Origin of the sequence: Microcoleus sp. (assembly GCF_041354475.1) — a bacterium.
Classification (GTDB): domain Bacteria; phylum Cyanobacteriota; class Cyanobacteriia; order Cyanobacteriales; family Microcoleaceae; genus Microcoleus.
Map to the genome: position 1 here is coordinate 107,560 of NZ_JBGJZU010000005.1, position 20,752 is coordinate 128,311.

General features: G+C 43.6%; 19 protein-coding genes and 1 tRNA gene. 13 read left to right on the forward strand and 7 right to left on the reverse strand.

Translation table 11 applies throughout. From position 1 onward, the window contains the following. Positions 1-145: 145 nt before the first annotated feature. The 10 genes from ACBR23_RS03330 (at position 146) to ACBR23_RS03375 (ending at position 10,439) form a co-directional block, all read left to right on the forward strand. On the forward strand, positions 146-1,105 hold the full coding sequence (locus ACBR23_RS03330; RefSeq protein ID WP_371118722.1) for a DnaJ C-terminal domain-containing protein: 960 nt from the start codon (positions 146-148) through the stop codon (positions 1,103-1,105). After that, complete coding sequence (locus tag ACBR23_RS03335) at positions 1,102-1,413, forward strand: chaperone modulator CbpM (RefSeq protein ID WP_371118723.1); 312 nt, start codon at positions 1,102-1,104, stop codon at positions 1,411-1,413. The genes ACBR23_RS03330 and ACBR23_RS03335 overlap by 4 nt, the downstream gene beginning before the upstream one ends. 278 nt (positions 1,414-1,691) lie before the next feature. Then, complete coding sequence (locus ACBR23_RS03340) at positions 1,692-3,725, forward strand: ATP-binding cassette domain-containing protein (protein WP_371114657.1); 2,034 nt, start codon at positions 1,692-1,694, stop codon at positions 3,723-3,725. Further along, a complete protein-coding gene (locus tag ACBR23_RS03345) occupies positions 3,722-4,831 on the forward strand; it encodes an ABC transporter permease (RefSeq protein WP_371114658.1) in 1,110 nt (369 codons plus the stop codon). The genes ACBR23_RS03340 and ACBR23_RS03345 overlap by 4 nt, the downstream gene beginning before the upstream one ends. Positions 4,832-5,059: 228 nt before the next feature. Beyond that, positions 5,060-6,184: an ABC transporter permease gene (locus ACBR23_RS03350; protein WP_371114659.1), complete on the forward strand. Its 1,125-nt coding sequence runs from the start codon at positions 5,060-5,062 to the stop codon at positions 6,182-6,184. A gap of 42 nt (positions 6,185-6,226) precedes the next feature. Continuing rightward, complete coding sequence (locus ACBR23_RS03355; protein WP_371114660.1) at positions 6,227-7,786, forward strand: HlyD family efflux transporter periplasmic adaptor subunit; 1,560 nt, start codon at positions 6,227-6,229, stop codon at positions 7,784-7,786. Between the two features lie 364 nt (positions 7,787-8,150). Continuing rightward, the gene (locus tag ACBR23_RS03360) at positions 8,151-8,645 is read left to right on the forward strand and encodes a hypothetical protein (RefSeq protein ID WP_371114661.1); all 495 of its coding nucleotides are present in this window, start codon (positions 8,151-8,153) and stop codon (positions 8,643-8,645) included. Positions 8,646-8,785: 140 nt separating this feature from the next. Next, positions 8,786-9,628 (forward strand): serine hydrolase domain-containing protein, encoded by an 843-nt coding sequence (locus tag ACBR23_RS03365; protein WP_341737217.1) that lies wholly within the window; start codon positions 8,786-8,788, stop codon positions 9,626-9,628. A gap of 146 nt (positions 9,629-9,774) precedes the next feature. After that, positions 9,775-10,179 (forward strand): hypothetical protein, encoded by a 405-nt coding sequence (locus ACBR23_RS03370; RefSeq protein WP_341737216.1) that lies wholly within the window; start codon positions 9,775-9,777, stop codon positions 10,177-10,179. Positions 10,180-10,367: 188 nt separating this feature from the next. Next, positions 10,368-10,439 (forward strand) — tRNA-Gly (locus ACBR23_RS03375). A gap of 169 nt (positions 10,440-10,608) precedes the next feature. On the opposite strand, the gene ACBR23_RS03380 is transcribed toward ACBR23_RS03375, so the two are convergent. After that, a complete protein-coding gene (locus tag ACBR23_RS03380; RefSeq protein WP_371118724.1) occupies positions 10,609-11,496 on the reverse strand; it encodes a ChaN family lipoprotein in 888 nt (295 codons plus the stop codon). A 505-nt stretch (positions 11,497-12,001) separates the two neighbouring features. Here ACBR23_RS03380 and ACBR23_RS03385 point away from each other — a divergent pair. Next, positions 12,002-12,286 carry a hypothetical protein gene (locus ACBR23_RS03385; RefSeq protein ID WP_371118725.1) on the forward strand — a complete coding sequence of 95 codons (285 nt, stop codon included), beginning with the start codon at positions 12,002-12,004 and terminating at the stop codon, positions 12,284-12,286. 32 nt (positions 12,287-12,318) lie between these two features. Further along, on the forward strand, positions 12,319-12,525 hold the full coding sequence (locus tag ACBR23_RS03390; protein WP_371118726.1) for a hypothetical protein: 207 nt from the start codon (positions 12,319-12,321) through the stop codon (positions 12,523-12,525). Positions 12,526-12,541: 16 nt separating this feature from the next. Here the strand turns inward: ACBR23_RS03390 and ACBR23_RS03395 are convergent, their stop codons facing one another. The 6 genes from ACBR23_RS03395 to ACBR23_RS03420 form a co-directional block, all read right to left on the reverse strand. Further along, positions 12,542-15,334, reverse strand: a complete 2,793-nt coding sequence (locus ACBR23_RS03395) for a DUF3854 domain-containing protein (RefSeq protein ID WP_371118727.1) — start codon at positions 15,332-15,334, stop codon at positions 12,542-12,544. A 458-nt stretch (positions 15,335-15,792) separates the two neighbouring features. Next, positions 15,793-16,215, reverse strand: coding sequence for a hypothetical protein (locus ACBR23_RS03400; RefSeq protein ID WP_371118728.1), 423 nt, complete (start codon positions 16,213-16,215; stop codon positions 15,793-15,795). Next, positions 16,215-16,358: a hypothetical protein gene (locus ACBR23_RS03405; protein WP_371118729.1), complete on the reverse strand. Its 144-nt coding sequence runs from the start codon at positions 16,356-16,358 to the stop codon at positions 16,215-16,217. Before ACBR23_RS03405 ends, ACBR23_RS03400 begins: the two co-directional genes overlap by 1 nt. 158 nt (positions 16,359-16,516) lie before the next feature. Next, the gene (locus ACBR23_RS03410) at positions 16,517-17,284 is read right to left on the reverse strand and encodes a hypothetical protein (RefSeq protein ID WP_371118730.1); all 768 of its coding nucleotides are present in this window, start codon (positions 17,282-17,284) and stop codon (positions 16,517-16,519) included. Positions 17,285-17,449: 165 nt separating this feature from the next. Then, on the reverse strand, positions 17,450-18,889 hold the full coding sequence (locus ACBR23_RS03415; protein ID WP_371118731.1) for a tyrosine-type recombinase/integrase: 1,440 nt from the start codon (positions 18,887-18,889) through the stop codon (positions 17,450-17,452). A 754-nt stretch (positions 18,890-19,643) separates the two neighbouring features. After that, entirely contained in the window at positions 19,644-19,919 is a 276-nt protein-coding gene (locus tag ACBR23_RS03420; RefSeq protein ID WP_341735401.1) for a hypothetical protein, read from the reverse strand. A gap of 168 nt (positions 19,920-20,087) precedes the next feature. Here ACBR23_RS03420 and ACBR23_RS03425 point away from each other — a divergent pair, with 168 nt between their 5' ends. Continuing rightward, positions 20,088-20,726, forward strand: a complete 639-nt coding sequence (locus ACBR23_RS03425; protein WP_340524493.1) for a peroxiredoxin — start codon at positions 20,088-20,090, stop codon at positions 20,724-20,726. The last annotated feature ends 26 nt before the right edge of the window (positions 20,727-20,752 follow it).

Consider the following 20,752-nt stretch of genomic DNA (forward strand, 5'->3'; position numbering starts at 1 on the left):
AGATCAAATCCGTGGGTATCAAAATCATTCATCCCTCTCTTCTCTTTCTCTGCGCTCTCTGCGCCCTCTGCGGTTTAATAATTCCGAAACCACCATAAACGATATTATTTTTTTTTCCAAAATAAGAGTATTTTAGAGGTCAGTGATGCCAACTGCAACAGATTTTAAAGACTATTACACGATTTTAGGAGTAACCAAAACGGCAACTCCTGAAGAAATCAAACGGGCTTACCGCAAACTTGCTCGTAAATATCATCCCGATCTAAATCCTGGAGATAAAGACGCAGAGGCAAAATTCAAAGACCTCAATGAAGCCAATGAGGTGCTTTCCGATCCAGAGAAACGGCCGAAGTACGATCGCTTTGGCGAGCACTGGAATCAGCCTGCTTACAGTGAAGGGCCACCATCTAGAGGAACTAATTCTGGGACGGTTGACTTCGATCAATACGGCGATTTTGATTCATTTATCAAGGATTTGTTAGGTCGATCGCGAAACGGATCGCAACGTACAACCAACACAACCAGCGGCTTTGATGATTATGGTGGCGGATTTCGCTCTCAAGCCCCCGCACCTGATAGCGAAGCTGCGATCGCACTCACATTTTCCGAAGCCTTTCACGGTGTCCAGAAACGCCTGCAATTCGACGACGAAACGATTAATGTCCGCATTCCCGCAGGCGCAAAACCAGGTAGTAGAATTCGCCTCAAGGGTAAAGGCCGTGCTAGTCCGTTTTCTCCACAGCGTGGCGATTTGTATCTCACCATTGAAATATTAGCCCATTCCTTCTTCCGATTTGAAGGCGATGACCTCGTTTGTGATGTACCAATTCGCCCGGATGAAGCGGTTTTAGGGGCGGAAATTAGCGTGCCCACACCCGATGGTAGCGTGACGATGAAAGTGCCTAAAGGAGTGCGATCGGGACAATCTTTAAGACTGCGCGGCAAAGGCTGGACATTGCAAAAAGGGGGACGCGGTGACTTACTTGCCAAACTTATGATTGTCACGCCAAAAGACTTAAGTGCGATCGAGCAAGAATGCTACGAAAAAATCCAGGCAAATACCAACTTTAACCCGCGCGCCCAGTTAGAGGAGATTAAATTATGAGTTTCAGCCTTTCAACAACCGTGGTTTCACTCGAAGGAGACCAACTCTATACCTTTGAATATGCTGCATGGGTAACAGAGACTTCGGTTATGCTGGTCAAGGTTTATGTTGAATTAGGGGTAATTGAGCCGATCGGCTCAATGCTACATCGCCGCGAAATTGCTCGAATTGGTCAGATTCAGCGATTGCGTCAAGACTTGGGTTTGAACTTAGTTGGAGCCGCAATGGTGCTCGATATGGCGGCTGAAATTGCCCAATTACGGGCACAACTTAAGGCGCATCAGACTTATCGATCGACAGTTAATTAACAGCGTTATACCAATTTTATAGGTCGTTGCATAGAATCCGATCCCCCCTAACCCCCCTTAAAAAGGGGGGGACAAGATTCTTCTCAAAGCGGAGGGCGGGCACGGGAGTACCGCCCCTACAAAGAGGGGACAAGATTCTTCTCAAAGTCCCCCTTCTTAAGGGGGATTTAGGGGGATCTCCGGGGAATTAACAGTGTTAACTGAACCGTATTCATTTATAATTGCACTTTTAATTTTTGATTTTTAAACGGCGATCGGTTTCCATTTTGGATAAATTAATGACTCAATCTTTGCAAAATCCAGTCGATCGCGATAAGAAGAATTTATCATCTACTTCTGCCCTGAATGCTGTCACAATCCATATCAAAAAACTGTACAAACACTATGGCAAAACCATCGCACTTAAGGGCATTGACCTAGACGTAAATCGGGGAGAATTATTTGGACTAATTGGCCCCGATGGTGCTGGTAAAACTACTGTTTTTAATATTCTCGGTGGTGTGATGGAAGCAACGGCTGGGGAAGCGCAAATCCTAAAATTGCCAGCCAGAGATGCCCGCAACTATACGGGATATCTTACACAACAATTTTCTCTTTATCCAGACCTCAGTGTTGAGGAAAATATTAATTATAGTGCTGGGCTGCGGTTAGTGCCAGAAAACCAGCTAGAAATGCGACGTAGTAAGTATCTGAAATTGATGCAATTGGATAAATTTTGCGATCGCCTTGCCGGTCGTCTTTCTGGTGGTATGAAGCAGAAATTAGCCCTTTGTTGTGCGCTGATTGCTGAGCCCCAAGTCCTGTTGTTAGATGAACCAACTACGGGAGTTGATACCATTGCGCGTCGCGAGTTTTGGGATATTTTGGCGGGATTAACTGCCCAGGGAATCACCGTTGTTGTCGCTACTCCCGATTTAGATGAAGCAGAACGGTGCGATCGCGTGGCTTTGATTTACGATGGGCAAATTCAGCAAATTGGTACTCCCACAGCACTTAAAGCCGCTCTAGGGCTGCAACGGTTGGTGATTCGGACACCTGAATTAGTCAAAACTGAACAAGCCTTATTGCCGTTAGTTAATCAAGAACAGATTGCTGATGTCGCGACTTATGGCGATCGCATTGAAGTCCTAGTCAAAGATGCCAAACAAGGCGAAATCCTGGTACGCGATCGATTAACTCAGCAGCCAAAACCCAGCGATGATCGGATTGACATTCAGTGGGAAAAACCAACCCTAGAAAACGTATTCACAACCCTACTACGCCAAAAAGGGGGAGTTCCTAAATTTATTCAATTTCCGCGATCGCGTGTTAGACAGCAGGAGTCCGAAATCATAAATCAGCAAACAATCCAAAATCCAAAATCCAAAATCCAAAATCCTACCATCGCCATCTGTGCTCGGAACCTCAACCGCATTTTTGGTACTTTTCATGCAGTCGTCAACCTCAACCTAGACCTTCATTATGGCGAAGTTTATGGACTGCTAGGCGCAAATGGCGCAGGCAAAACTACCATGATTAAAATGCTGTGTGGACTATTACCAATCAGTTCTGGGAAAATATCCATTGCTGGAGAAACAGGCAATCTGCGGAGTGCCCAACTGCGACAAAAAATTGGCTACATGAGTCAAAAGTTTACCCTTTATGATGACCTGACAATTCTCGAAAACCTACAATTTTACAGTGGAGTCTATGGCATTCCCCCCAAACAGCGACAGGAAAAAATTCGCTGGGTACTCTCAACTTGTGGCTTGGAAAAACAAGAAAATCTACTAACTAAGCAATTACCTGGTGGATGGAAACAACGAGTCGCTTTTGGTGCATCAGTCATGCACGAACCAGAGATTTTATTTCTCGATGAACCTACCTCCGGCGTTGATGTATTAGCACGCAAACAATTCTGGCAATTAATTAACGACTTTGCTCGTAATGGCACTGCAATTCTCGTCACAACCCACTATATGAATGAGGCAGAACAATGCAATCGGATGTGTTTTATGGTAGCAGGCCGCAAAGTGGCAGAGGGCTCAGCAAGTGAGATTAAATCAGCACAACCGGGTCAATTATTTGAATTGCGTGTCGGGAAATTGCAAGAAAGTTACGATCGCCTGCGAGAACACCTAGAACCTTGGCGCGTCTCAATTTTTGGCGATCGCCTCCACATCGTCTTAGACAATCCTCAGCAAGAATTACCCCAAGTAGAATCACTTTTAAAACAAGCTAATTTACCCTTGATCGAAACCGAACCGATCGCATTTTCCCTAGAAGATGCCTTTATTGGAGAAGTACAACGGGCAGGAGGCGCACCACCATGATCCGACGAATTCGCAATCAAGTTTTCAAAGAATTGCAACAGTTTCAGCGCGATCGCTTAGGCGTTGCGCTAGCATTTATCCTACCAGTAATTGCCTTACTAATTATTGGCTATGCCATTCGTTTAGAAGCGAAAAATATCTCTCTAGTAGTGCGCGATTTAGATCGAACCACCCTCAGTCGCAGCTACATTGAACGACTTTATGCCACTAATTTATTTGTTCCGGCAAAGTGGCAAGGAATGCGCTTTCCCGATGCGATCGATCGCGATACCGCCCAAGTACAAATTACCATTCCCCCTGGTTTTGCCGCAGATGCAGCAGCAGGAAGAACTGGGAAAGTGCAGGTAGTAATTGATGGTAGCGATACAATCAATGCCCGTGTTAGCGATCTAGCTGTCAAAGGAACAACTTTAGCTGTTGTACAAGAGCAATTAGGGCAACTATCTGAAACATTAGGAGTTGTGGCTCAAGTGCGCTTGTGGTTCAATCCGGGACGGCAGGAATCCCTGTTTATTGTACCAGGAAGTTATGGAGTAATTCTCGCAATTTTCCCGCCGTTATTAATTGCGATCGCTCTTGTTCGCGAAAAAGAACAGGGTACAATTCTGCAACTTTATGCTTCTAGCCTCAGCGCCTTTGAACTGCTCATTGGCAAATCATTAGCCTATATTGCTGTGGGTTTAGGAGAAGCCATCATCCTGTTTGTTGTCGGTTTCTGCTTATTTGGAGTGCGCTTTATTGGCGATCCAACGCCATTGATCATTGGTACTCCTGTGTTTATGTTAGCTGGGGTGCAGTTGGGTTTAATTATTGGCATTTTCACCACAACTCAAAGTGCAGCAGTTCAGGCGATCGGCACAATTAAAGTGTTAACTGGCTTTCTGCTAGCAGGGTTTCTTTTTCCCTTGAATAGCGTGCCGTTTCCGTTTTCAATTGCATCTTATCTAGTTCCTGTACGGTACTACATAGAACTATGTCGAGATGTTTTTGTGCGAGGTTCTGGTTGGTTTGGTACTTGGGAACTGATTCTCGCTATGCTCATTTTGAGTATTGCGGAATTTGCGCTTGCTTGGTGGGGAATGCGTCGAATGCAATTGTCAGATTAATGGTTAATCGTGTAGTCTGGGACTTAGGAAAAAACCCGGTTTCTTCCAAAAATAGTCAATTTTTTCGACAATATTCACGCAGGGTTTAGCAGTACCCTGAGCGAAGTCGAAGGGCTCAACCACCAGGGTTTCGACTTCGCTCAACCACCAGGGTTTCGACTTCGCTCAACCACCAGGGTTTTTGCCCCCCGTAAGTAAGTCCTGTAGTAGTAACTTGGTAATAAAAAGATGTTAAATAGTCGCCTTTTTGCTCTGTTAATTAAAGAAACTACCGAACTGTTGCGAAATCGGCAACTGGTAATTTTCTTGACGATTGCACCAATCATTTCTATGGTGATTTTCGGCTATGTCTTAAACTCTAATGTCACCCATCTACGGCTAGGGATTCTGGATCAAAATCAGGTCGCGATCAGTCGGCAATTAGTCGATACATTCACTGCAAATCAGGTATTTATTGCCAGTCGATACACCAATAACCAGCAAGATTTGACTCGACAGATTGAACGCGGACAAGTCGATGCTGGCTTGATGATTCCCGCTACTTTTAGCCGCGATTTGTTGCAAACTGGCAAGTCAGAAGTTGCGGTCATAATTGATGGTATCAATGCCTATAGTTCTGGTATTGCCAAGGGTTATATTGCCCAGATCGCAACTCAATTTAACCTCAATCTAGTAGAACAATATCAACCTCTATCAACAGGATCGAAAATTCCCATTCAGTCGGAAATCACTTTCCGTTACAATCCCGGTACTCTGGATAGTTGGTTTTTTGTACCTGGAGTCATTGGTGCGATCGTTACTCTCAGTGCAATCCTGGCCGCCGCCGTAGAAGCAGTGCGGGAAAAAGATCAGGGAACTTTAGAGCAATTATTGATGACACCCGTAGCTTCTACGGCAATTCTCATTTCTAAAATTGTTCCCATTTCTGGTTTACTCACCATAACTTTGCTGATGTGTTTTGCCGTTGCATTTTTGGTGTTTCAACTACCATTACGAGGTAATTTATTTTTGTTATTGATTTTCTCAATTCTCTACATTCAAATTGGGGTGGCGATTGGATTAGCTATTTCCACATTTTCTGAAAATAAGTTACAAACGATTCTAATTGGCATCTTTTTAAACATCCCGATTATTTTGTTAGGCGGTGCTGTTACGGCGGTGAACAGTATGCCCTTGCTATTTCGTTGGATTGCCAAAATTAATCCTCTTTATCATTATCTAGTCATTCTACGGGGCATTCTGCTCAAGGGGACTGGGTTAGAGGTTTGGTGGTTACACGCGATCGCGATGATTTTGTTTGCCATAGCAACTCTGCTTGTAAGTGCAAATCGTTATCGAAGACAACTTAGTTAAAAGGAAGAAGTTCGGCAACGGATTCTGTAACGGATTTAACGGATGTTCGGCAACGGATTATGTAACGGATTCAGGAAGTTCGGCGATTACCGATTACCGATTACCGATTACCGATTACCAATTCTCGATTACCAATTACCAATTAGCAATTATCAATTAGCAATTACCATGACTAATTTAACTAATTCTTCTAAGCTTTCCACAGAAGCACAACCGACTGATTCTGTTCAACCACCTGCGGTTAAATCTTCCACAGAAGCACAACCGACTGATTCTGTTCAACCACCTGCGGCTAAATCTTCTAGAGAACCACAACCGACTGATTCTGTTCAATCACCTGCGCCTAAATCTTCTATAGAACCACAACCGACTGATTCTGCTCAACCACCTGCGCCTAAATCTTCTTCTCACCGTTGGTTGTGGTTGCTGTTAGGAACTATCGCGATCGCAGGCACCGGTGCAGGAATTTGGTATGGTTTCTTCCGTCCTAAAAACAATAACCTTATCCCTTTTAGTGGGCGCATCGAAGGCTATGAAACTGATGTTAGCACTAAAGGATCTGGTCGTGTTAAAGAAGTAACAGTCCGAGAAGGCGCAACTGTCACCAAAGGGCAATTGTTAGTACGTTTAGATGACGATGAAGTGCAGTCGGAACTATTAGCAACTAAGTCAAATGTTAATGCTGCCAAACAACGAGAAGCCGCAGCTCGTCTCCAAATTTCGGTGCTAAAAAGTCAGGTAGCAGACACAAAATTAAATCTGAAACAATCTGAAGGCGATACGATCGGCAAAGTTGCAGAAGCAGAAGCAATGGTGAGCACAGCACAGGCTGCTATCAAGCAGGAACAAGCACGGGTAGCAGAAGCCAGAGCATTGCTGAAACAGACAAAAGTCGATCGCGATCGCTTTGTTAATTTAGCCAATCTGGGTGCAGAAACTCGACAACGCGCCGATCTAGCACAAACCGCATTTGAGACTGCTCAGGCGATGCTCGAAAGTCGTCAGGCTGGTGTAGAAGTAGCTCGTAATGCGATCGCGATTGCTGAAGGAAAATTAACCCAAGCACAAACCACAGCCCTGAATCCCGATCGGCAAGCAACGAATATCAGCCGCCTACAAACCCAGATAAACCAAGCAAAAGTCGCGCTTTTGGGAGCACAGGCAGATGTCAAAACAGCACAGGCAAATCAACAACTGATCCAGAGTCGTTTGAATAATTTAACTGTCAAAAGTCCGATCGCCGGAATCGTCACAACCCGCAGCGTGGAACCTGGAACCGTAGTGTTACCAAGTCGCCCACTGCTGCGAATAGTAGACATGAAACAAGTTTATATGCGTGGGTTTATTCCGGGAGAACAAATCGCTCGAATTCGGGTAGGACAACCTACCAAAGTCTACCTCGATAGCGATCCAAAACATGAACATCCCTTAAATGCAAAGGTGATATCTATTGATGCCAAAGCATCCTTTACACCGGAAAATATCTATTTCCAAAAAGACCGCGTGGAGCAAGTATTTGGTGTGAAACTAAGCTTTGACAAACCCGGTGGTTTTGTGAAACCGGGTATGCCTGTGGATGCCGAAATCCTATTGCAAAAGTAAAGGGATAAGAGCGCCTATCAGTTGATGAATAATACTAAAATACTCATAAAGATAGAGATTATATTGGGGAATTTTAGTTAAAGTCAACTTGACAACAAAGGAAACTAAAGCTGAGATTTAAATCGACGTTAGATCGGGAGATATAAAGTTTTGACAGAAATCTTTGTTGCTTACTTTTAGAATTGTATAGCAATCCTAAATCAGTACAAACCGTAGGGGTAGTGCCCCCGTGCCTACCCCCACGAATCGGGGCAACCACGAGGGGTTTGCCCCTACAACAATTACGCAATTCATTTAGGATTGCTATATTGACCCATAAATTTAACTATGAACTACCGAAATTAATATTGTGAGGCAGAGCAAAATGACATTCATCCGATCTTGGCGATTCATCACACTGATGCTGGCTTCATTTAGTCTGAGTTTATCTATGACACATTTGCTAGAGTTGCCACAAAGGATACAGTTTGACCAGCAACTTTGGGTGAGAGTGACAGTTGTTGATAATGTTTATAAGTTGTTTGGCTCAGTCGGCGCAGTTTTTGAAATTACAGCGATTATTACGGCAATTGTGCTGGCATTTCTGGTTCGCAAACGCGGTTCAACTTTTTACTGGACGTTGGGCGGAGCGATTGTATTGGTGCTGGCGTTTGTGAGTTGGATCGTGTTTGTTGCGCCAATGAATGCTGAATTTGCTAAATGGTTGACGAATCCCATTCCAGCAGATTGGACGCGCTATCGTGACCAATGGGAGTATGCACACGCAGTCAACGCTTTTATCAAAATCATTGGGCTAAGTTTGCTCGCGATTTCTGTGCTTGTAGAAACGCCGAAAAAGAGAGCGATTTATTCCGATTAGGAGTAAGGCTTATTTAGATGGACGACTATAGATAATAGTTGAATATCGATCGCACCCTAGCAGAAGTTGCGGTCTTAATCGTGCTCATTCTATCTATGGCGAATTATGCTCGATCGAATAAATCAACAAAATCTAACCCAATGAATAAACTTTTCCGCCCAATTTTTATATTCCTGAGTGTGTTGATTGTCATCACATTCAACATCAATGGCAGTGCAAACCAACTGGACTTGGATGATAGGATCGATCGCTTCATCACAACTCAAATTAAGACTCATCACATTCCTGGTTTGGCAGTCGCGATTACTCACAATAACCAAGTGTTGCACGTTAAGGGATACAGTACACCAAATGACAATCAGCCTGTTACAGCACAGACCCAATTCTTGATTGCTTCGATGAGCAAATCGTTTACCGCAATTGCAGTGATGCAGCTAGTTGAAGCGGGACAAATTAATCTGGATTCACCCGTGCAAACTTATCTACCACAATTCACCGTGACCGATCCAGCGATCGCTGCCAAAATAACCATTCGTCATCTCCTCAATCAAGTGAGTGGTTTATCTGACGTAGGCTTTCCTGAGTTGCAGGTTTCCCAAGCAAAAACAATTCGCGATCGCGTTACTAGCCTCAATCGAGCAAGTCCCGTTGCGTTACCCGGCGCTCAGTTTCACTATTTCAATCCCAATTACGAAGTGTTGGCGCGAGTGGTTGAAGTGGTGAGTCAACAGCCATTCTCAGCCTACTTACAAACGCATATTTTTACACCTCTTCAAATGTCGCGGACGCTCAATGCAACTACAAGTGCTGACGCATTCCAAGGTGCTACCAACATGGCACAAGGACATCTGATGGCATTTGGACTTCCATTCGCATATCCAGAAATGTCTGGTTATCTGAGCGGCAGTAGCGGTGTCATTTCAACCGCAGAGGACATGGCAAATTATCTAATCTTCCAAAGCAACAGTGGGAAGATTGGCTAGAAATGCCGATGCTGGTGCTGAGTTTTGCCTGGTTGGGATTGTTTATCGACGACAAAAGAAACTAAAGCTAAGATCTAACCCTTAACAAAATGAGATTTAGACCAATACATCGTTAACAATAAAAATTGTTAACTAAGGAGATATTAATGGACGCAAAATTAGGTCTTTGGATTGACCACAGGAAAGCTATTGTTGTGGGTATTACCGACAAAGGAGAAGAGAAAAAAGAGATAATATCGGAGGTGGAAAAACAGGCTCGGCGTTCTGGTGATTCACCTCTTAATGGCGCTTATGAATCACTTCAAAAATTAGCTGATGATAGTCGCCAGAGAGCTTTTACAGGACAGCTCAATATTTACTACGATCGGGTGATTGCGTATATCCGTGATGCCAAATCAATTCTGATATTTGGTCCGGGTGAAGCCAAAAATGAACTGAAACAACGTCTTGAGGTAAATAATCTGGGTGGTCGCATTGTAGGTATTGAAACAGTTGACAAGATGACTGAGCCTCAGATAGCGGCCAAGATTCGACAGCACTTTGCCGAGTAGTGTGACTGCCCTGGGGTTGAGGGGGTGCGATGGGAGGGCGATCGAGATATGTGCAAGGACCGATCGACTCCCACCCCAAATTGACCCTGAAAATAATACACTCAAAATTGGAAAATAGGTGTATAATTTGTTTGAAGTCATTTTTTACGGTGATGCCTACAAGGTAAACACAAGTAAAAAAGACAAGGGCGGACGTAATTCAGTGGTAGAATGTCAGCTTCCCATGCTGAACGTCGCGGGTTCGAGTCCCGCCGTCCGCTTATACTATAAAAACCTCAAACCAACGAGAAATCAACGGTTTGAGGTTTTTAAATGCCAAGCATAGGGCTTAAATATAATGCTTGTGGAGACAATTTGGAGATAAATGCAAAGTCTTTCGCCCTGGAAACGATATTTTTGTATTTCCAAACCACAGGGCTTCATCACCAATTAATGTTTCCAAATATAGTCGGCAATGGGTTTGTCTGCGGACAAAGGAGAGAACGAAGTCTCTGTAGGCAAATTAAATAAGATCGATCGCGCTTTTACCAAACCAACTCCCAAACGCCTTTCTACACGGCTAGGAATCCCATAACCATAAACAAGATGTCCTGTCCCCGCTAACACTACAACTTGATAATCGGGATTCGCTTTGACAAATTCAGCTATTTTTTCAGCCATTGTTTCATCCCACAAAATTTGAGCTTGCAAAAATCTTTCAAAGGCCTTACTATTTCCCTGTTCTGCTTTTTGATGTTGTTGGTAAATCTCTAGTAACATTTTTCTATAGGCGACGTTATCAGTGCGGATTTCTGCGAGTGGTGGAATGTGCTTTTTTTCATCGGGAGTGAGGCTTTCTAAACCTTGGATGGCAACTTTTCTCGTTACTTCCGTTGGTGTGTTTAATGCCAGAAGTTGCAGTTTATTTTCTTTTGCCAATCGCACAATCGGCGCGTAATATTCCCAGGGAAAACGCCATCTTTGATTGTATTCTGTTTGCTCAATCAATTCCTCTTCTGTGAGTTTACCTGCTACATATTGGTCTAGTACGCTTTGGAAGGGGCGCTGAAACATTTCAAGGGCGATCGCAATTTTCGGGTTTTGTCGCTGCATTTCTCGGATAATAACCAGTTGAGCTTGATGGTCTTCGATGCGATCGTGGGTTTCTCCCAGATAGACGACTCTTGCCTTTACCAACTGTTGCATAATCTCAGAGTTGGTATAAGTCTGCTGTGGCTGAGGGTTGGCTGTCGGTTCCGCCTTGGCTGCACTGCTACACAATAAAACAATACTGAGCGATAGGGCGCACATTTTGATGAGTTTGGTTGTTTTCGACATCACTACCTAAAATCAATACTTTCAGTCATTTTACCCTTAGATTCTAGACCCATTCTAGCTGCTTAACGTATTTCCGTCATTACAGCCGTTAAATCTGCTTACTTGCAAGTTGGGGAATTCTAGCTAAAATCTAGTACGCTTTTGGTCGGTGGAGTACCACCTAACTTGACTCATTTGGACTACCCCATATTTAAGGGGGTAAATATAAACGAACAAGTCCAGAATGACAAATTTTACAAATCAGTAACCGTATACCATTCTGTCATCACTACCCTCACCTTATATTTATCAAGGCTTCCAAGGTTCTCACTATCTCTTTTTTTGTCGCTTGCCACTCTTCACCACGGGAAACCTGTTGACACTCGGTTGCTTGGCTCAATCCCCAAGACTTAAGGGTGATTCCTGACTAGGAGAGGATTTAGATGTCTACAGTATCTACAAAAGATGTTGACACTGTATACAATATCTGTCTACAATAACAGATAGATGTCTACAGGTGTCTACAATGAGTCAAAGTCAAGTCATATCATTCAGAGTTTCCGGTCACTTCCTGAACTGGATAGAAGCCCAAAGGCTAGAGGGTGAATCGGTAAGTCAAGCTGCACAACGTATTCTCAAGGAAGTCTTTGGTTTGTCTACAGTGTCTACAGATTTGTCTACGCGAAACGATGATAGCGTCGTGTCTACAGATATTGTAGACACTGTAGACAAGGTTGTTAGCTCACGTCTTGACCCTGTGATGGAACGGATGGCCTCTATTGAGGAACGGCTGGGAAAATTGAGTGCCTGAGTGATGGCAACGATGAATCACTCAGGCAAGAATTGAAAGCGGCCAACAAGCAACTTGCGGAATGGGATGCGGAACTGAACCAGTTACACGAGCGCAACGGTGACTTGGGCTTGAAGGTACAGATGTTGGAGCAAGAACTTAAGGAAGCACGGCGCGATCGGGGAGAAAATAGAAATTCGGTTCCGACCATCGCAGAATTCCCAGAGCCGGCTGAGACGTATAATCCCCCCCCATGTTAGGGGGTTACTGTCAACTCTACACCCGCTTCAAATCTTTGTGATTAATCCATGTGGCATAACTGCCATCGGGCTTCAGACAAGCTACGTCCGCAACACCGTAAGTATTAAACCTAATTTCATCAACCACAAGGTCAAGCTTCCCGTACTGTGCTGTGCAATTAGCGTTGTCACCCACATAACTTACTCGCATACCTTTAATCAGTCCGGTATTGGCTAGCGTCTTAAAATTGTGATTTTCCTCTAGTGACAGTGTTGCCTTGACTTGTTCTCCAAGTGCCACGTCAGCTTTGATATTTTTAGCTAATTTTCTTGCTTCACTCTGGTCGGACACGTCTAACACTTGCCGTATTTGTTGAATTAATTGCAGAATATTGTCCGTGACTGGTAAAACTGCCTTACTTGCCTTACTTGGTTTCTGTGTATGGGGTGTAGCATCACTCGTTGCCTTACTCGTTGATTCAAGTAAGGCAGTAGGCAAGGCTGTATCCCTCTCAGGGACGGCAAGTAAGGCAAGTAAGGCAGTTTCTTCGGTTATCATAGGATTCACAGCAAAGGTGATACCCGATAAGTACGCTTGCCCTTTGCGCGGGTCTAAACTACCCCCCTCTGTGTGGACAAGTCTCGCCAGCTTAGGGAAAATCTCACAGAGTCGTGCAAACACTTGATTGGTAGCCTTTACAGGCTTGTCATACTTGTTGGGCAAATCGTTCCAAACCAGTTTCTCTTTACCTTTATCGGTATACTCAATCTCTAGAATCCCTTGCTCTACATACCAGTCCTGCATCTTCTGCCAGAGGTCTTTGATGTAAATCCGTCCCCCCGCTTGTGTTTTAATCCCAACATCATTAGTGAACTGCCACAGGTGATTACTTTTTTCCTGAGCGTCCTGCATCACCTCGCGGGTAGCATCGTAATCAATACCCTCAGCTAACAACAACGGGAACCGCTCTAGCATCTTATTAAGCATCGCTGGCGCAATCCGCTCAAGGATAAAGCTCTCATCATCCTTAAAGCGCGGGTCAGCTTCCAACTCACCCTGAGACGCGACAGCACCACGCTTGTAGGTTTTCTTAAAGCTCAAAATGCCGTAGCGGTCATCAATCGCAGCCGTACCACCCGTGATAGACGGTAGCTTGTTACAGTTCGCTAAGAAAATAGCCTCTGGTTTGTATTCGTAGCTATCCTTGCCCTTGCGCTCAATCTCAATCGGGTCTCCTGTGATGAACTGTTTAAGACTTTGGAGACTATCAAGATTAACGCTTGAAGCATTCTCGGAAGCCCAATTACAGATACCACCCTCTAGTCGAGACAGTGCAAATTTGCGTCCGCCGTCATAGGATTTATAGTCTGACAATGACTTCCCAGTCATACCACGTCCGAAAACCTCAGCTAATACAGCGCGTAACGTATCCTTACCATTACTACCCTCACCCTGACAGAGTAGACCCTTGACCGCTCTGCCACCAAGCTTTGACCGCACCAGTTTCAGGTTCAACGCAGCACTCGCAGTCCGTAGGAATATCTCGCGTTGCGGTGGTTCAAGACACTCCAAAAGGCGATTGCAATCTGTCGCATCAGCATCCGGGTCATACTTGCCACCGACGTAGGTATAGACTTGATTTGGGTCATGCTGTACAAGTGAATGAGAGCCGTCAGAGTTGATTTTTACCACCCCGTTAGAACAGTTCAAACCATCAAGATTAATCTTGTCTGAGTCAACAGCGACCTGTTTCACAATCCAGTTGTAAACCTCATTTATACAACCGGGTGTAGCCTTGTTTTTAATCCACCGCCCCTTTACCTTCTCTGAGTAAGTCTTTAGCCATTCAGAGATACGGCGCTGTTCTACAGCCTCATTAACCTCCTCATAGTGACTACCTGTGAATCGGTACAAGCGCCCACAGATAGATACCCAATGACCGTCAGAATACAGTGCAGCCTGTGCTTTCAATATGTAATTATCCTCTGAGGACGGTGCTGAGCTTGGGATGTAATCACTTTCACTACCTTCATGCTTTTGATGTGACTCATCCACTGTGTCATGTGATTCAATCGCATATGCTTTTGCTAATATCCGTCTGAATTCCTCTATCCCTTTTTTCTGAATAAAATCATCCATTCCCTTACCATCCTCAATGTTCCACGTTCCGGTAACGCTGAGTACCGGAACATTAAATTCTAGCAATTCCTTGGTAAGCTTCTGTTCTTCCCAACGGACATTTTTGTTTGTTTTAGCGTCAGCATCAAATGTGATAATGAATCCGAAACCAGCCTCTGCTAACTTTTTAAGTTCATGGACTAAACACCGCTTACCCTGCTTGTCTTTAGGGGTTAATCCCATAGTTACGCCCATTAGAGCGACTGTAGGTAGTCCGTTGCTACAGCCTGAGATAGCTTTAAAACACCCTTCGGTAATAAGTATGTAGGGATGGTCATTAATCCTCAAACAAACTTGTTTGAGCGCCTCTACACCCCAATATCCCTTATCTGTTGGGTGCTTAGGCAGGAAAGCATCATAATCCCCTATTGGAGTAAGGTATTTAGGTTTCTTGCCATCCTTGCTAGTCCAGAGTGTATCAGGTTTGAATTGGGCTTGTAATCCACTACCCGCACCAAAGAACGCAATTCCCGGTGACTTAGCGGTGTATCCTAGAATGACTGATGCTTTGTCAATATCTACACTCTGACAACTAGCGGAAGCCCAAGCACCGTCAATCCCGCGGTCTATAGTGATTTGACCGTAGTGGTCATTATTCAGTCGTAAAGAATTGTTAACTACGGTTGCTTGGTCGGAATTATGATGTACCATGTATTTAGTGGTTTCTAAGTAAGGTTGACTTTTGAAACCGCTATATCTAGTCATTGACGAGGTGTAGAGACGATAACCTACTATGTCTTACCCTGTACGGGGTCAATAGCTATAAGTTAGAATTAGAATGAAATTTTTGTTTTTTTTATGTCCGCACCTCGTCAAAGGTATAGCGGATTTTTTTTGTCTACTTACCCTTTATCCCCTTAAATATGGAGGTAAAAAGGTAGATAGACGGTAGCAAGGGATGACAAATAATTTGCTTTAGCTTGCTACGAATATCTTAACATGAGCTTGATTATTGTCTCAGTGGCGTATTACGGAGTATTACTGCGAGTGCGTATACAGCAAAATACGCCAAAATATTTATCAAGCCTATATGGTTTGATAAAGATATACGAGTAACATATGAGCAGATATTTACTCGTATATTCAATCGCTTGTACTCATCTGCGATGCTAGCGACAATACAGTGTCTTAGTATGGTTTGCACCGTTGCGTTTCCTGGTGGGAAACTTAAATGTGATTTTCCACCAACACCTCCCTAGTTTATCCTTGACAAAGGAATTTTCGGGCAAGCTAGCTAGATTTTTCAAATCTTTAGTCCAAAGCTTTCGAGTCTCACCGAGTTCCCGGCGGGTAAGTTTTTCTGTCCAATAAGGAGGTTTTTCGGGTGCAGCATCACCCTCAATCTGACTCTTATAGAGCGCTTCTTTGCGACGCTCTCTCTCAAGATGTCCTTTCTTAATGTACTGCTCAAGCAAGGCTCTCTCCTTGCCTGTTTCGGCACTGTCTCCGATTAGTACATCGCCAAAAACAATAGCTGAAACTTCAAATTCGCTGTATACGGGAATCTGTAACAAAGACTTAAACTCTGTCATTATTTTTTACCTCCAAGCAGCGCTTCCCATGTAGCAATTTTGCTAAGCTTCCCAAACTGCTTGGCATCCTCATGGCAAAACCCCGCCAACTCAATCATTAAGAGTTGCGATCGCATTACAAAGCGACTACCTACAAATGGCATAATAATTTAGCTCCAAACGTTGTAAATGAACGGTTTGGGGAAGTCGTGACTTGGCTAGCGGTGCAAACGCTAACCAGTCGCGCATCAATCTTCCTTAGTTACATACGATTGCAGATTCACAGTCCCTTGTCAAGTGAGGACTCTAAGGTTTTGTCGCCTCAACCGGACAAACAGGAGTCCTCAAGTATCTCCCAGAGGGCTATCACATCGCCTAAATCAGCCTTTGATTTCTTCCTTTTGGCTTTCAGCTTGTTAAGCATATCGGCAGTCTCTGGTAGGTAAAATTTAGGGGATATCGTAACCGATGGTGTAGTTTGCACTGTCGCTAGCTGCGACCGCACTTCTGCTAACTCAGCCCTGAGTGCTTCATTCTCATCTCTTAAGTTACCTAGTTCAATCTGTAACTCACTATCTGTAACCTCATTATCAACCTTGGGCAACTCCTGAGAATCACCCGATTCGGACTTTCCCGGCAGTGCCTCCTGTAACGCTTCAACGGCTTTTACTAATGTCGCTAGCTGCAACTCTAAAGTAGTCAGCCTATCATCTGTAACCGCACTTACTACCGATTGTGTAACTCTATCTGCAACTTTATCTGCAACTTTTTCTGTAACTTTTTCTGTAACCCGTGGTTGCGAGGGAGTGTTTAATACCTCTGCAACCTCTTCAAGCTTTGCGGTGCTTAACTCTGAGGACTTACCGATGTACTTTTTGTGTAACTTGCCAGCCATCTTTCTGTAACCATACCAATAATCGCCCCCCTTACCTGACTCCTTGCGAACTGTATAGGGCTTATTTGAGCTTGTAGGCTCAAATCTAAAGGATGTTACTGATTCTAGCCACATGGAACCTTTTGGTGAGTCAAGCTCGAATACCTTGCCATCCTCCAACTCGATTAACCCTTGCATTACCGATGGAATTGTCATAAGTTACCTACCCGTTACCTACTGCTGTCTGTAACCACCATAAGTAACTTATCTGTAACTGTCAAGGGTTATTGAAAAAGTTTATATCAATTCGGGGGATATATATGCCTACAATCCATTCAAGACAACCTTTCACTCTTTTACCCCCTTATTTATGGGGGTAAATTATACTTCGACTAACTCGACTGATTCAGCTATGCCTAGATAATGCCTCAGTATCACGTCAACGCTGTTACCACAAGCGCTAGCGATATGTAGTAAAGCGTTAGTGTTACTGGCGTTAGCTTGGGCTGTAAGGGTAATGTATGTGTGCCGTGTATGGTATTGAGGCAAGTAACCGCTTATCTTTCCTTCTTCTACTAATCGAGCTACTACACCGGGATAGGAGTAAGTAACCTCTGTACCGTCTGCTAAAGTGCGGTTGAGAGAATGTCCTAACCAATAGTGACTAATGGTGTTAGGTTTAAAATATTTCCCTTTGGTGTTCGGAAACACCAAATTATTAGAATTACTTGCTTTTATTTTTAACAATAACTCGTTTAACCGAGAACTATTATTAAAATAAAATAGCCGTATCTCTTTGGTTTTGGTATCCTTGACTTTCCGAGTAGTTGCACCTAGCGACTTGCTAAATCGGATAATGCCGCGCCCAAAGTCTATGTCATTCCAAGTGAGAGCAAAAGCTTCCGAAGTACGGCATCCGGTCAGAAAATAGAATTCAATTAAGGGAGCTAAACGGGATTCAGTTTTTCGCTTGGATTCGTAAAAAGCGCTGATAATAATGTCTCGTTCAGCCTTAGAAAAAGAACGACGGTCGTTTTCAAGCTTGTTTTCATCTTGTATTTCGTGCCACTCTTTTTCTTCACCATGAACAATTTTACTTGCGTATTTTTGTTGAGTAGTCACCACGGGAGCCGAGTATTTGTCAAGCACAAAAGGATTGTCAGTCACTGAATTAACCAGCAGCCCTTTTGATTTACAGTAGTCGAAAGCCTCGCGTAGAGCAGAGTTGAGATTAGATTTTTTAAATGTTGTAACCTCATTCCATGCCTTGTCAATTTCAACCTTGTCGTTAAGTCTGCAAGCGCTTAAGGGTGAGGTCTTTAGAGTATATTGCTTAGTTTGTTTTGACCAAATTTTACCATTAATGGCATTAGTAAACTTTACGTCATACACTGTTTTAAATGTAGTTTCTTCAACAACAGTCTTCTTCCACTCTAAGTATGCTTCCCACATCTGACCCACGGTGAGTTCGAGTTCTACTTGTGCCGTACCAGGCAATTGTAGAATCTCAGCCAATTTGGCATATTTACCCCCCCCTAAGCCGTATTTGGCAAGAGTAGGGTCAAATAGTTTTTCCCACTCTGGATGGTCTAAATCCGCTTCAAGCGCGATTGCAATTTGACTTGCTCTCTTCCAGTCTTCGGGTTTATCAACAGAGAACCCGTGTTTGCCTATTCCTAAGCACTTAGGCTTACCTTTAAGGCTTTTGCCGTCTAGCTTCTCCCAGAGAGGGCTATGACGCTTGGGGAACCGTAGTGCGAGACTTTCTTTATCGGCGTACACGGCAATATCACAAGCGGGTTGAGTTTTGTTAGCTTTCATAAGGGGTAGTCCTCTATAAGTATTGAATTTTCAAAGTTCTGAGATTCTAGACAAAATCTAGATTATTCTAGCTTCTACCTAGCTTATTTTACCCCCATAAATAAGGGGGTAAAGCTTTCGATTGGTATAGTATAATTTTAGTTGGTTTTGGTTGTTTTCATACAAATATTATGCCCTTTTTCTCGATCGCAGGCAGTGCCAGACTCTAGTATTTTAACTTCATACCCACAAGCTCATTATTAATAATCCTTTACCTTCTGCCCTCTTGCTGCTGCCTTTATTTGTAAAGTTTAGTTGCAGGTAGTTGCACTTTTCAAACCAGGTGCTAAATTAACAATATGAAGCAAATAAAAAGCTTCTCTGACAGATGCCACAGCGAAGTTCAAAATTGAATATTAAGGAGTAAAACGCTGTTTAATCTCAAATCTGTCTCATCAAAAGTCAATAGCAGCACCCACCAACAAAGCTGATAATTCCTCAAATAATTAGAGGGAGCAATGCCAAGGAATCTCCGAATTTATGGCAACTCCGTATGGAATTTGAAAAAAGAGGAAATCCCTCGGTACATATGGTTAGGTGCTGTTGTTGTTACAAAAAGAGATTATGTAGCCTTTCTCAGAAAGATGAGGTAAGATCGGTAATTGGTAATGGGTAATTAGTAATACCCTATGCCCCATGACCCATTACCCTGTACCCACCTAACTGATAAAGGCTATAGCATTTTGTACTCCGCTATCCTAATGTCAGATTTTTTTTAACCCCAAGTGCGGGAATGCGATCGATAATCAGGACAGTCGATGGCGTCTTCCGACAAGGCTATTGTAGGGCGAACGGGACACTTGAGGTGGTAGTCGCCAGTAAAAAATACACAATTAGCACAAGGGATTTGGTGCATACGTTGGGCTCGGCGCAGGGAGTCGGTGACAGCACGGCCAATACTTGAAAATAGCACAAACATTAAGCCCCAGGCAGACACAAAACACAGGGGGACTAAAATAGGCTGTATTGTCTTAATCAAAAAGTAAAGCATAGAAATATTGCGAGTGTGGTAGAAACAGAGCACATATAAACCATCTGGATAGTCGAATTGGCGATCGCACGACCAAAAAGTTTAAAATCATGTAAAGTTCGATCAAGAAACCGGACCATTGTGAGATGATAGAGAACCGTCCTTAAATACAATTAGAGGAAATCAGTTATGTCTCTGCGATTAGGCGATACAGTTCCCAACTTTACCCAAGCATCCTCCGAAGGAGAAATCAATTTCTACGACTGGGCTGGCGATAGCTGGGTTGTGTTGTTTTCCCACCCGAAGGATTATACTCCAGTGTGCACTACAGAACTAGGTGCGGTGGCCCGTCTGAAGTCTGAATTTGACAAGCGCGGTGTCAAAACCATTGCCCTGAGTGTCGATGATGTAGATTCTCACATGGGCTGGATTAAAGATATTGAGGAAACTCAAAAAGTCACCCTCAATTATCCAATTTTAGCAGATGGCGATCGCAAAGTCTCAGACATTTACGATATGATCCATCCTAACTCGTTAAATAACTTAACAATCCGCACTGTTTTTGTAATTGACCCGCAAAAGAAATTGCGTTTGAGCATTACTTACCCAGCGAGTACGGGACGGAATTTCAATGAAATTCTGCGGGTAATTGATTCCTTGCAACTTACGGACAAATACAGCGTTGCTACTCCCGTAGATTGGAAAGACGGCGACGATTGCGTAATTGTACCTTCCATTACCGACCCCCAAGAGTTGGCCGAGAAATTTCCCAAAGGTTACACCCCAGTTAAGCCTTATTTACGGATGACTCCTCAGCCAAATAAATAGGTTAAATTTACCCACAGGTTTGTAGT